The sequence below is a fragment of the Rhizobium freirei PRF 81 genome (assembly GCF_000359745.1).
GTDB classification, from domain to species: Bacteria; Pseudomonadota; Alphaproteobacteria; order Rhizobiales; family Rhizobiaceae; genus Rhizobium; species Rhizobium freirei.
Window position 1 is genome coordinate 13,741 of the sequence record NZ_AQHN01000005.1, and the last position, 11,797, is coordinate 25,537.

The 11,797-nt window shown below is 61.1% G+C and carries 13 protein-coding genes; 5 read left to right on the forward strand and 8 right to left on the reverse strand.

Annotated elements, in window-relative coordinates; genetic code table 11:
• The first annotated feature begins 89 nt into the window (after window positions 1-89).
• Window positions 90-389, forward strand: coding sequence for a 50S ribosomal protein L28 (gene rpmB, locus RHSP_RS01250; protein ID WP_004107717.1), 300 nt, complete (start codon window positions 90-92; stop codon window positions 387-389).
• 117 nt (window positions 390-506) lie between these two features.
• Window positions 507-1,142: a queuosine precursor transporter gene (locus RHSP_RS01255; protein ID WP_004107719.1), complete on the forward strand. Its 636-nt coding sequence runs from the start codon at window positions 507-509 to the stop codon at window positions 1,140-1,142.
• 50 nt (window positions 1,143-1,192) lie between these two features.
• Here RHSP_RS01255 and RHSP_RS01260 read toward each other — a convergent pair whose 3' ends face one another.
• From RHSP_RS01260 to RHSP_RS01280, 5 genes are all read right to left on the reverse strand, one after another.
• Window positions 1,193-1,945 (reverse strand): alpha/beta fold hydrolase, encoded by a 753-nt coding sequence (locus RHSP_RS01260; RefSeq protein WP_004107721.1) that lies wholly within the window; start codon window positions 1,943-1,945, stop codon window positions 1,193-1,195.
• Window positions 1,946-2,051: 106 nt separating this feature from the next.
• Complete coding sequence (locus RHSP_RS01265; RefSeq protein ID WP_004107723.1) at window positions 2,052-3,113, reverse strand: esterase-like activity of phytase family protein; 1,062 nt, start codon at window positions 3,111-3,113, stop codon at window positions 2,052-2,054.
• Between the two features lie 38 nt (window positions 3,114-3,151).
• On the reverse strand, window positions 3,152-5,053 hold the full coding sequence (gene cobT / locus RHSP_RS01270; protein ID WP_004107725.1) for a cobaltochelatase subunit CobT: 1,902 nt from the start codon (window positions 5,051-5,053) through the stop codon (window positions 3,152-3,154).
• Between the two features lie 17 nt (window positions 5,054-5,070).
• Window positions 5,071-6,060, reverse strand: coding sequence for a cobaltochelatase subunit CobS (gene cobS, locus RHSP_RS01275; RefSeq protein WP_037148877.1), 990 nt, complete (start codon window positions 6,058-6,060; stop codon window positions 5,071-5,073).
• Window positions 6,061-6,370: 310 nt separating this feature from the next.
• A complete protein-coding gene (locus RHSP_RS01280) occupies window positions 6,371-6,991 on the reverse strand; it encodes a J domain-containing protein (RefSeq protein WP_004107729.1) in 621 nt (206 codons plus the stop codon).
• A 107-nt stretch (window positions 6,992-7,098) separates the two neighbouring features.
• On the opposite strand from RHSP_RS01280, the gene RHSP_RS01285 reads away from it, so the two are divergent.
• A complete protein-coding gene (locus tag RHSP_RS01285) occupies window positions 7,099-7,386 on the forward strand; it encodes a BolA family protein (protein WP_004107731.1) in 288 nt (95 codons plus the stop codon).
• Window positions 7,387-7,403: 17 nt separating this feature from the next.
• Here the strand turns inward: RHSP_RS01285 and RHSP_RS01290 are convergent, their stop codons facing one another.
• The 3 genes from RHSP_RS01290 to RHSP_RS01300 are packed head-to-tail and all read right to left on the reverse strand — an operon-like array spanning window position 7,404 to window position 10,434.
• Window positions 7,404-8,714, reverse strand: coding sequence for an HlyC/CorC family transporter (locus RHSP_RS01290; protein WP_004107732.1), 1,311 nt, complete (start codon window positions 8,712-8,714; stop codon window positions 7,404-7,406).
• The gene (gene aroB, locus RHSP_RS01295; RefSeq protein ID WP_004107733.1) at window positions 8,714-9,844 is read right to left on the reverse strand and encodes a 3-dehydroquinate synthase; all 1,131 of its coding nucleotides are present in this window, start codon (window positions 9,842-9,844) and stop codon (window positions 8,714-8,716) included. The genes RHSP_RS01290 and aroB overlap by 1 nt, the downstream gene beginning before the upstream one ends.
• On the reverse strand, window positions 9,841-10,434 hold the full coding sequence (locus RHSP_RS01300; protein WP_004107734.1) for a shikimate kinase: 594 nt from the start codon (window positions 10,432-10,434) through the stop codon (window positions 9,841-9,843). The genes aroB and RHSP_RS01300 overlap by 4 nt, the downstream gene beginning before the upstream one ends.
• 157 nt (window positions 10,435-10,591) lie before the next feature.
• On the opposite strand from RHSP_RS01300, the gene RHSP_RS01305 reads away from it, so the two are divergent.
• Window positions 10,592-10,777 (forward strand): hypothetical protein, encoded by a 186-nt coding sequence (locus RHSP_RS01305; protein ID WP_004107735.1) that lies wholly within the window; start codon window positions 10,592-10,594, stop codon window positions 10,775-10,777.
• Between the two features lie 14 nt (window positions 10,778-10,791).
• Window positions 10,792-11,748: a site-specific tyrosine recombinase XerD gene (xerD, locus tag RHSP_RS01310; protein ID WP_037149046.1), complete on the forward strand. Its 957-nt coding sequence runs from the start codon at window positions 10,792-10,794 to the stop codon at window positions 11,746-11,748.
• The last annotated feature ends 49 nt before the right edge of the window (window positions 11,749-11,797 follow it).

Genomic DNA, 11,797 nt, shown 5'->3' on the forward strand with positions numbered 1-11,797 from the left:
AACTTTCCAATTATGGCCTGTTGGATTGCGCGCCGGGTTTTGCCCGGGATGTTTATCCGATGGCCGAGAAAAACAAAAGTAGGTGTACCATGTCCCGCATGTGCGAATTGACCGGCAAGGCCGTCCTCGTGGGCAACAATGTCAGCCACGCCAACAACAAGACCAAGCGTCGGTTCCTGCCGAACCTTTGCCAGGTCACGCTGATCTCCGACGTTCTCGGCCAACGCTATCGTCTGCGCGTTTCCGCAGCAGCGCTTCGCTCGGTCGAACATCGCGGTGGTCTGGACGCTTTCCTCATAAAGGCAAGCGAAAACGAACTCAGCATGCGCGCTCGCCTGCTGCGTCGTCAGATCGTCAAGAAGTCCGCGGAAGCTGCAGTCGCTGCCTAAGCAGCTCTAGCGCGTCGCGATTTCATACCGGCTAAAAGGCTTGCACGGATCATCTCCGGACAGGCCTTTTTCCATGTCCGGTTTCCCTCAACTGGTGGCATCTCCCAGGATAAAAAAATGCTGACGACACGTCATACCCTTATCTATGTTGTCTTGATGACGCTGGTCGTCGTCGCCTCCAATATCCTCGTGCAATATCCGCTGCAGGCGACGCTCGCCGGTATCAATCTTGCGGATATCCTGACCTGGGGCGCCTTCACCTATCCGGTCGCCTTCCTCATCACCGATCTGACCAATCGCCAGTTCGGCCCGAAGGCTGCGCGCAAGGTGGTGTTTGCCGGCTTCGTCGTCGGCGTCGCGCTGTCGTTCTACACGGCACAGCCGCGCATCGCGATCGCCTCCGGTTCGGCCTATCTCGTCGGCCAGCTGCTCGACATCTCGGTCTTCAACCGCCTTCGTCGCATGGCCTGGTGGCGCGCGCCGCTGTTCGGCTCACTGATCGGCTCGATGCTGGATACGCTGATCTTCTTCTCCTTCGCCTTTGCGCCCTTCTTCGTCCTCTTCGGACCGAACGATCCCTTCGCGATCGAATGGGCGCCAATCCTCGGCGTTTTCTCCACCTCGGCGCCGCGCTGGATTTCCTGGGCGATCGGCGACTTCTCGGTCAAGATGACCGTCGGCCTCGTCATGCTGTTGCCCTATGGCGCGCTGATGAACACCCTGAAGCCGATGTCGCAGGCTCCGGCCGCCTGAACGGTTGGTTGTTCGGCGCGGATCGCTATCGGTACGCGCCGAAACACTCTCTAGCGATAAGACAGGCAGGTTAGAACGGCGGCTGCGAATGCGGCCGGATTTTCCGCCATCATCAAATGACCGGTGTCGGCGATATTGAGCCGCGCCGTGCAGAGATCATTGACCCAATCGGGAACATCCCAACCTTCCGCAGAACGGCGCCCGGCGATCAGATAGACGGGAATGTCGGACTGCAGGATACCGCGGATCGCGTCGAGATAAGCGGCGTCTCCCGTCGCCGCCACGACCGCCTTGGCCTGTGCCTTGATCGTCGAGGGCGGCTGATTCGCAAGCCAACCTCTGGCAAGTGACGACGTCCATTCGTTGATCTGCACGCCGGCACCGGCGATCCAGGCGTCCGGATCGGTCTCATAGCCGGAGATGATGTGAGCCACTTCCTCGTCCGGCTTCACGGCAATCTGTCCCGACCAGAACGCATCCTTCAAGGTGAAATTGCCTTCGACGCTGGTCAGCGATTCGACGAGCCCGGGAAAATGCCGGGCGACGAGCACCGAAACCGCACCACCGACCGAATGTCCGACCAGATGCACCTTGCCAGCACCGAGGCCGGATATGAAGTCCGCGATATGACGCGCCTGATCGAGAAGAGTCAGCTTACTGGTGTTCGCCTCTCTGTTACGGCCATAGCCAATAAGATCCGGGGCATGAATATCGGCATTGCCGAACGCAGCCAGGATCTTGGGGTCGTTCAGACTGCCAAAAAGCCCGTGCAGCAGCACGATAGGTTTGCCAGGAGCAGACATGTCGAAGAATCCCATTGTTGGAGCAAAGGCGTCGCTTAGCTCACAACGAAAATTTCCTCAATGCGGCAAGATCGGCGCAGAGAATAAAATCGGCGCCACGTCGCTTCTAGTTTTGACCGACGAGATTTTTGTCGCTCAGGCGAAACTCCAGCATCAGACTGCGCTGCAGAATAGAGTGATTATCGTCCGAGATAAGAATGAGATGGAGGGAGCCGTCAGCAGCGCGGAAGACGTCGATCCCTTCCATATTGTCGATCTGCTCGCTGGAATCGGCCTCGAAGATCACCTTGCCGTCCACCACGGCATCCGGCTTGATGTCCTCACCGGCAATGCGGCGGATGCGCACTCCAAGACCATGCGCCAGCCCGAAGCGGCGCTCCAGCAACAGCAGGTCGCCGTCGGGCAGGAAGACGCCGTCACTGACATCGAAACCGCAATAGTGCCTGATTGTGAAGCGACCGTGCAGCGGACCGTCGAGAATGGCCGCGACCATATTGCCCTGCTCGTCCAGGCTATCTTCCGTGACGATGACGGCGGCTCCGGCAAGCGGGCTGGACTGCGGCGCGATCATCAGCGCTTCAAGGCTGCGGTTGGAGCGAAGCTGCAGCCTTGGAATGGGGACCGGCAGGCTATTGTCCGGCGGCGAGATCTCGAAGCCCGGATCGGGATAGATATCGACACGATGAAACTGCTCGTAGCTCACAAGAACATGATCGTCGCGCAAGGCCAGGCCTTCGGCATCCATCGCCCCCGTCCCCGCATCGATGCTGCCGCGGCGGTCCATCATCGGCATGATGCGTGCCTCGGCAATACCTTTCAACCGCCCCTTCTCGTCGCGCTCTATGGCGCCCGTCAGCCAGTGACCGGTATCCAGCACGGAAACGAAATGCCGCTGATCGGGACGAAAGCGGATCGCGGAAATGGCGCCCAGAAGCGCATTGTCCGAGCTGAGCTCAAGACCGCCGATAAATTCCAGAGCCCCGAACTGCGTTTGCTGCGAGCCCGGCCTGAAGGCTGAGATGATGTTGGCGCGAATATTGGCCGGACCGCCATCATCGGCTCGGTCTGCGGCATCGCATCCGGCCAGCGGCAGTGCCAGCATCGCCGTCAGGCTGATGCAGCGCAGCGTAGCATGCCAGCCCTTGCAGCGGCCAAAAGGAAAAAGCATCGGCCGCAAGGCCGATGCGAAAGGAAGCCGAAGCGGGCTCAGCTTGCACGGCGCATGCGCGAACGCGGCATGCTTGCCTGATCCTCGAATAGCGAGGCGAGCTGCTCGGTCATGGCGCCTGCAAGTTCGTCGGCATCGACGATCGTGACGGCGCGGCGATAGTAGCGCGTCACGTCATGGCCGATGCCGATCGCCAGCAGTTCCACAGGGGAGCGCGTCTCGATCTGGTCGATGACGGCCCGCAGATGCCGCTCCAGATAATTGCCCGGGTTGACCGACAGCGTCGAATCGTCGACCGGCGCACCATCCGAAATCATCATCAGGATGCGGCGCTGCTCGCGGCGACCGAGCAGACGGTTATGCGCCCAGATCAGTGCTTCGCCGTCGATATTCTCCTTCAGCAGGCCTTCGCGCATCATCAGACCGAGATTGGCGCGCGACCGGCGGTAAGGCTCGTCCGCAGACTTGTAGATGATGTGGCGCAAATCGTTCAGGCGGCCCGGCGTCTGCGGCTTGCCGCTGGCAAGCCACTTTTCACGCGCCTGTCCACCCTTCCAGGCCTTGGTGGTGAAGCCGAGGATCTCGACCTTCACGCCGCAGCGCTCGAGCGTCCGGGCAAGAATGTCGGCGCAGGAAGCAGCAACCGTGATCGGCCGTCCTCGCATCGAACCGGAATTGTCGATCAGCAGCGTCACGACGGTATCGCGGAACTGCGTATCGCGCTCCATCTTGAAGGACAGAGCCTGCATCGGGTCAATGATCAGGCGCGTCAGGCGTGCCGGATCGAGATAGCCCTCTTCCAGATCGAAGTCCCAGGAGCGGTTCTGCTGCGCCATCAGGCGGCGCTGCAGCCGGTTGGCAAGCCGTCCGACAGCGCCTTGCAGATGGGCAAGCTGCTTGTCGAGGAAGGCGCGCAGGCGCTCGAGCTCGGCCACGTCGCACAGTTCCTGCGCCGTCGTGGTTTCGTCGAACTCCTCCGTATAGACGTGATAGTCGACCTTCTCGTTGAAGTCGGCGAAAGGCGTATTGGGACGGCGGGTCTCGCCCGGCGTTTCCGAATCTTCCTCTCCCTCTTCGCTCATATCGTCGTCGGAGATCTCGCCGCCGTCTTCGGTCGCGCCATCCTCCATCTGCTCGTCGGAGGCTTCACTGTCTTCGGCCGGCGCGGCATCGGAGCCTTCGTCTTCCTTGACGTCGTCGTTATCCTGGTCTTCGCCGTTCGGCTTGTCCTCTTCGCTCGGCTGCTCTTCGCTGTCGGGCTCGGACTGCTCGTCGCCATATTCCTCGGCCATTTCCATGGCTGTCAGAATATTGCGGACGACACGAGCGAAGCTCTGCTGGTCGTTGATAGCAGATAGCAGGCTCTCGAGTTGACCGCCGGTCTTTTCCTCGATGAAGGGACGCCAGAGGTCGAGCACCTTGCCGGCGCTTTCAGGCGGCTTCTGACCGGTCAGCTTCTCGCGCACGATCATCGCCATGGCCTCGCCGATCGGCGCATCCTCGCGCCGCTCGATGCCGGAGAAATTCGCCTTGGCGTATTTCTCTGCATTCATCGAGCTGAGGTTGGCGGCAACGCCGCTCATGCGCAGCGAACCGATCGATTCGACACGCGCCTGTTCGACGGCATCGAAGATACCACGCGCATCGGCACCCTGCGGCGCCATAACAGCATGGACGCGGGCATCGTGACAGGCAAGCCGCAGCGCCATCGAATCGCCGAGCCCGCGGGTCACCGCGAGCTCATGCATCGTCGGCCGCTTCGAAAGCTCCGGCAAGCGGATGCGCTCGCCGGTCATCCCCGGACGTTCGTTGGCGAATGCGACCTCGACCTCGGCATCGCCGGCGATCGAGCGCACGCAACCTGTGATCGCCCGGCGCAACGGCTCCATGTCCACCGGGGCGCCCGGCTTCGCTTTGGAATTATCTCCGCGACCTGACATGATGTGTGGGCTTTTCCTTAGGCTTCGAGCACGATGTTGGCAGCACTTTCCTTCAGCTCGACGCCGAAGGCGCGCTGATAGTGCTCGGCGACCAGCGGCCGCTCCAGCTCATCGCACTTGTTGAGGAAGGTAACGCGGAAGGCAAAGGCGACGTCGCCGAAGATCTCCGCATTCTCAGCCCAGGTGATGACGGTACGCGGGCTCATAACCGTCGACAGATCGCCGTTCATGAAGGCCGCACGCGTCAGATCGGCGACGCGCACCATCTTGGAGACGGTGTCACGGCCCTTGTCGGTGCGGAAGGACTTCACCTTCGCCAGCACGATATCGACTTCGTTGTTGTGCGGCAGATAGTTCAGCGTCGTCACGATCGACCAGCGGTCCATCTGCGCCTGGTTGATCTGCTGCGTGCCGTGATAGAGGCCCGTCGTGTCGCCGAGACCAATGGTGTTGGCGGTTGCGAACAGGCGGAAAGCCGGGTGAGGGCGAATGACGCGGCTCTGGTCGAGCAGCGTCAGGCGGCCCGAGGATTCCAGCACGCGCTGGATGACGAACATCACGTCCGGACGGCCGGCATCGTATTCGTCGAAGACGAGCGCGACGTTGTGCTGGTAGGCCCAGGGCAGGATGCCATCCTTAAATTCGGTGACCTGCAGCCCGTCCTTGACGACGATGGCGTCCTTGCCGACGAGATCGATACGGCTGACGTGGCTGTCGAGGTTGATGCGCACGCAAGGCCAGTTGAGGCGCGCGGCAACCTGCTCGATGTGAGAGGACTTGCCGGTGCCGTGATAGCCCGAGATCATCACGCGACGGTTGTGAGCGAAGCCGGCGAGAATGGCGAGCGTGGTCTCGCGGTCGAAGAGGTAATCCGCATCCAGATCGGGCACATAGGCACTGCCCTGGCTGTAGGCGGGAACGCGGATATCGGAATCAATGCCGAAAACTTCACGAACCGAAACGGTGGTGTCGGGAATCTCGGAAATATCAAGGTCGATCTTGCTCATCATGTCTCCAGGGCGGGTGGCTTTCACCCTGCCATATCAATCTCAGCCATTTTTGTCCGAATCGCCGCAGCTTTCTTGCCCGCATCCGTTCGGTCGGAACAACGGCGATACTTCTCCGGGACTAAAGCAAAATCTCGGCGCGATTGCATGATCGCTTGCGAGCATCCTTGAACAGAGTCCCGGACAAGAAACGCCGCGTCCGGAAAGTCGGCCGAGGTGCAGCCAGCCAAAAGCACACCCTGCCGCGGTTGCCCGCGGCTTCAGCCGATTTGGACCATACCTGATTGAAGGCGGAGAGCAAGGACGGGAATTAACAAAAACCGTTCTGTTTCAATAATTGATAGGCCTGTATCACCGCACGGAAGCGCTCCTCGGAACCGCGGTCGCCGCCATTGGCATCGGGATGGTGCATTTTCACCAATTCCTTGTAGCGGCGCTTGATTTCCGGCGCTGTGGCGGTAGCGCCCAGCCCCATCGTGTCGAATGCCTTCGCCTCGAGCGTTTTCAGCTTGCGCTGTTGCGGGAAGCGCGGTCCGCGCCCCTGCCCCTCTCCTTCCTTGACGAAGCCGAAAGGATCCCGCACGCGGGAATAGGAGCCGGAACGAATATCCGATTGCAGCGGGCTGTTCTTGGCAGCCTTGTTGACACCAACCGTCCAGGTCGGGCGATGGCCGGTGATGGCTTCCTTCTGGTAGCGCGCGATCTCGCCGTCCGAGAGGCCGGAGAAATAGTTGTAGCCCTTGTTGTATTCCTTGACGTGCTCGAAGCAGAACAGAAAGAACTGCCCTTCCGCATTGCGCCCGACAGGGGCGCGATGCGTACCGTGCTTGTCGCAGCCATCCCACTGGCACGTCGGCGGGCCCTGCTCGGGCTCTTGCGCGCGCTTGCGGCGGGTACGGATACGATCGAAATATTTTGAATCAAGTCTCATGGCGGCCTAATTATGGGGCCTTGGATACCCCACAACAAGAATTGACAAACAGGAATGTTATAGGCTTTGTGGGAGCTTTTTTTCGCAACGGAGGTCGACGCGGGAATATGGAAACGACACTGCAATCCCGCATTGAGGCGAAGCTCAACCTCGCTTTCGCGCCAGAGCGCCTTTCCGTCATCAATGAGAGCCACCTGCATGCCGGTCATCAGCCCGACATGACCGGAACCGGCGAGACCCATATAAGAATTCGCATCGTTTCTGCCAAGTTCGTCGGCATGCCGCGCCTGGCACGCCACAGGGCGATCAACGAGCTGCTGAAGCCCGAACTGGAAGCCGGGCTGCATGCCCTGGCCGTGGAACCCGCGGCGCCGGGTGAGTCTGTTCGCTGGTAGCCGCGAACGGACAGCCCCTACTGCGGCTTCGTCTCTTCCGTCTCGGCGGGACGGATGCGCAGCTTGGTGATGCGGTTCTTTTCCCGTTTCATGACGATGAAGCGTTTGCCGTAGAAGGTGAAGGCCTGCCGCTCCTCGGGAATGGTCATCGATTCGTGGATGACAAGGCCGGCAATCGTCGTTGCCTCCTCGTCCGGCAAGTTCCAGTCGAGCGCACGGTTCAGGTCGCGGATAGGCACAACGCCATCGACGACGATCGAGCCGTCGGCTTCCTGCCGAACGCCCTGGATGTCGAGATCATGCTCGTCGGCAATATCGCCGACAATTTCCTCCAGAATGTCTTCCAGCGTCACGATGCCCTGCACCTCGCCATATTCGTCGACGACGACGGCGAAGTGCTGCTTGCGGCGCAAAAAGGCGTTGAGCTGATCTTCGAGATTGGTGCTGTCTGGCACGAACCACGGCTTCTGCGCGATCTTGACGATGTCGAGATTTTCCGGCTCGACATTCGGCTCCGCCAGCGCCCGCAGCAGGTCTTTGGCATGCACGACGCCGATGATGTTGTCGATCGAACCACGCCAGAGCGGCATGCGCGTATAGGGGCTGTCGAGAATGGCGCGCACGACCACTTCGGGCGGGTCGTCGGCATTGATGGCGCGCATCGCCGTGCGATGCACCATGATGTCGGAAAGCTCCAGCTCGCCGAGGTCGAGCACGCCACCCAGACGGTCACGGTCGGCCTTGACCACCGAGCCTTCCCGGTGCAGCAGATCGACCGCACCGCGCAGCTCCTCATGTGCAGATAGCATCGACACCTCTCTCGAGAGGTTGACGCCGAACAGGCCGAGAATCCATCGGACGATAGCGTTGACGAAACTCGACACCGGGCCGACGACGGCAACAAAGAGCCGCACCGTGCCGGCCACGTTGAGCGCAAAGCGATCAGGCGTGGAAATGGCCCAGCTCTTCGGCAGCACCTCGGCGAAGATGACGAGGATGACGGTCATCGCCGCCGTTGCCAGCGCCACGCCGGAATTACCAAAGAGACCGAGAAATACGCTGGTCGCCAGCGACGAGGCCAGGATGTTCGCGAGGTTGTTGCCGATGAGCAGAGCGCCGATCAACCGGTCCCGGCGCTCGATCAGACGACGCACGATTCCAGCACTTTCGTCGCCATTGGCCTCCAGCGTATGGATGCGGCTGCGCGAAACAGCGGTAAGCGCCGTCTCCGAACCGGAAAAGAACGCCGATAACAGCACGAGCGCGACGATCGAGAGGATCTCGGGCCAATATTCGAACAAGACAGCCAGCGTGCCCTCGATCGTCATCAGCGATGTTTTTCCTTGAGAAAACTCAGAACTTCGGAAGAAGGCACATCGTCGGCGATGAAGGACTGGCCGATACCGTGCGTGAGGATGAAGGTGAGCTTGCCGCTCTTGACCTTCTTGTCCTGCGCGATCGCATCCATCAGCGTTTCGGCCGGCGGCAGCTCGCCGGGAATGTCGCTCATCCGCGTCGGCAGGCCTACGGCCTTCAGATGCGCCTCGACGCGCTTGGCATCATCGGGACTTGCCAGATTGAGGCGCGCGGAAAATTCATGCGCCAGCACCATGCCGATGGCGACGCCTTCGCCATGCACCAGCCGGCGGCTGTCATAGGCGGTGGCCGCTTCCAGAGCGTGGCCGAACGTGTGGCCGAGATTGAGCAGGGCGCGCGGTCCATTTTCGCGCTCGTCAGCGACGACGACATCGGATTTCGCCTGGCAGCTCGCGGCAATCGCCTCGATACGGGCGGCCCCGCCGGCAAAGACTTCTCTCCAGTTGGCCTCGAGCCAGGCGAAGAAATCCGGCTTGTCGATCAGGCCATATTTTGCGACTTCGGCGTAACCGGCGCGGAATTCGCGTCCGCTCAGCGTGTTCAGCACGTCGATATCGGCAAGCACGAGATCGGGCTGATGGAAGACGCCGACAAGGTTCTTGCCGTGATGGGTGTTGATGCCGGTCTTGCCACCGACAGAGGAATCGACCTGCGACAGCAGCGAGGTCGGGATCTGCACGAAGCGAACGCCGCGGCGCACGATGCCGGCAGCAAAGCCTGAGAGATCGCCGATGACGCCGCCGCCGAGCGCGATCACGGCGTCGCTGCGCTCGACACGCGCGGTCAGAACGGCATCGCAGACCGTCATCAGATGTTCGAAGCTCTTGGTCTTCTCGCCCGCCGGCAGCACGAGGCTGGCCGCCTGAATGCCCTCCGCCTCAAGGCTGGCAACCAGCGCATCGAGATAATGCGGCGCGACGTTTTCGTCGGTAATGACGGCGGCCTTGCGTCCCTTCAGCCGAGCCGCGATCTCTCGCCCGGCTCTGGCGATCAGGCCGGGACCGATCAGGATGTCGTAGGCTCGCTCGCCAAGGGGGACGCGCACGAGACGTTCTGCGGCAGCCGATTTGATCGCATTCATGGGGCTTTGCTTTCTGCTTTCTTTTCCTCGACGATCGCGGCAAGGACTTCCCTGGCCATGACTTCCTTGCTCACATCGCGGGACAGAACCGTCAGATCGGCTTCCGCATAGATCGGATAGCGCGCATTCATCAGGTTCTCGAGGGTCTGTTTCGGATTCTCTGTCTTGAGCAGGGGGCGCGTATCGCGCTTGTTGACCCGCTCCCAAAGCACGTCGAGATCGGCCTTCAGCCAGACGGAAAGACTGCCGCGCTTGACATGCTGCCGCGTGCTTTCGTTGATGAAGGCGCCGCCGCCGGTCGAAACCACGCGCGGGCCGCCGCGCAACAGCCGCTTGATGACACGCGTTTCCAGCGCCCGGAACTCCTGTTCGCCATAGGCGGCGAAAAGTTCCGCGATCGTCATGCGCGATACGCGCTCGATCTCCGCGTCGGTATCGACGAAGGGAATGGCAAGTTGCTGTGCCACTAGACGGCCGACCGAGGATTTGCCCGCTCCCATCAACCCGACAAGGACAAGATTGCGCCGACCCAGCGCGGCACGCGCCCTGTCTTTGAGGTTCTCGGCAAGGGTCAGGACTTGTTCACTCATAGGCCCATTCACAATTTCTTTGGAAACGGTATCGTCAAATGCGCCGGTAGCGTCAAGACGCCGCCCGTAAACATGTCTGCAATATCCTTCGGCTAACGCTTGGTGGGTATTATTATTGCGTCGCCAGGGCTGTGACTGGCACCAGGAGAATGTTCGAATGCCGACCCTGTTTCGCTTCCTTGTCATCTGCGCGGTGATCGGCGGATCGATATACGGGGCAATGTGGGCACTCGCTCTCTTCGTCGATCCGCAGCCGCGCGAGATCACCATCCGCATCCCGCCGGAGCGCATCAATCCGCCAGCCACCGGCGATCCGCCGGTCACCGGCTCGTTGAAGCAATGAATGCAGGGGCTGGCGTGAGAGATCTGAGCCGTGCGCACCTGGAATCTTTTCTGGAGATGATGAGCGCCGAGCGCGGTGCGGCGGTCAACACCCTGCAATCCTACGAACGCGATCTCGACGATCTTCATTCCTTCCTGTCGGAACGCGGCGTCCGCCTGACCGAGGCGGGCTCGAACGATCTCGGCGCCTACCTTTCGTCCCTCTCGGCTCAGGGTTTCAAACCCTCGTCCCAGGCGCGGCGGCTATCCGCCATGCGGCAATTCTACAAATTCCTTTATGCGGAAGGCTTGCGCACGAACGATCCCACGGGAATCCTCGACGCACCGAAAAAAGGCCGCCCCCTTCCGAAGACCATGGGCATCGACGAGGTCACGCGTCTTCTGAGCCAAGCCGAAACCGAGGCGGCCGCCGCGGGACCTGATCAGCTGCAGCGCCAAAGAATGCTGGTGCTGCTCGAACTGCTCTATGCGACCGGCATGCGCGTCAGCGAGCTCGTTACCCTGCCAGCCAAGGTGCTCGATCACGAAGGACGTTTTCTGATCATCCGCGGCAAGGGAAACAAGGAACGGCTGGTGCCGCTGTCGCAATCGGCGATCGCCGCTCTGAAGGTCTACGGACAGCTGCAGACGGAGCTTGCGGCAAACGCGAAACAACCGGCGCCGGAAAGCCCCTGGCTCTTTCCCGCCGCCTCGCGGGAAGGCCATCTGCCGCGCCAGGTCTTCGCCCGCGACCTGAAGGATCTCGCCATCCGCGCCGGGCTGACGCCCTCCATGATCTCGCCGCACGTCATGCGCCATGCCTTTGCCAGCCATCTTCTGGCGAACGGCGCGGATCTGCGCGTGGTGCAGGAATTGCTTGGCCATTCGGACATTTCGACCACGCAAATCTATACACATGTGCTGGAAGAACGCCTACATCAGCTCGTGCAAACGCATCACCCCCTTGCCAAACAGGCAAAAAAACTGGATTAGGACCGGCATACTGGCTAAAGCCGCCTTCTCTCGTCCCGCGCAAAAGGAT

Bases quoted from the DNA above. Each gene is read 5' to 3' on its own strand.
- RHSP_RS01280 (WP_004107729.1), bottom strand. From the start codon at position 6,991: ATGAGACTTGATTCAAAATATTTCGATCGTATCCGTACCCGCCGCAAG.
- cobT (WP_004107725.1), bottom strand. From the start codon at position 5,053: ATGTCAGGTCGCGGAGATAATTCCAAAGCGAAGCCGGGCGCCCCGGTG.
- RHSP_RS01285 (WP_004107731.1), top strand. From the start codon at position 7,099: ATGGAAACGACACTGCAATCCCGCATTGAGGCGAAGCTCAACCTCGCT.
- RHSP_RS01305 (WP_004107735.1), top strand. From the start codon at position 10,592: ATGCCGACCCTGTTTCGCTTCCTTGTCATCTGCGCGGTGATCGGCGGA.
- RHSP_RS01290 (WP_004107732.1), bottom strand. From the start codon at position 8,714: ATGACGATCGAGGGCACGCTGGCTGTCTTGTTCGAATATTGGCCCGAG.
- RHSP_RS01300 (WP_004107734.1), bottom strand. From the start codon at position 10,434: ATGAGTGAACAAGTCCTGACCCTTGCCGAGAACCTCAAAGACAGGGCG.
- RHSP_RS01265 (WP_004107723.1), bottom strand. From the start codon at position 3,113: ATGCTTTTTCCTTTTGGCCGCTGCAAGGGCTGGCATGCTACGCTGCGC.
- aroB (WP_004107733.1), bottom strand. From the start codon at position 9,844: ATGAATGCGATCAAATCGGCTGCCGCAGAACGTCTCGTGCGCGTCCCC.
- cobS (WP_037148877.1), bottom strand. From the start codon at position 6,060: ATGAGCAAGATCGACCTTGATATTTCCGAGATTCCCGACACCACCGTT.
- RHSP_RS01260 (WP_004107721.1), bottom strand. From the start codon at position 1,945: ATGTCTGCTCCTGGCAAACCTATCGTGCTGCTGCACGGGCTTTTTGGC.
- RHSP_RS01255 (WP_004107719.1), top strand. From the start codon at position 507: ATGCTGACGACACGTCATACCCTTATCTATGTTGTCTTGATGACGCTG.
- rpmB (WP_004107717.1), top strand. From the start codon at position 90: ATGTCCCGCATGTGCGAATTGACCGGCAAGGCCGTCCTCGTGGGCAAC.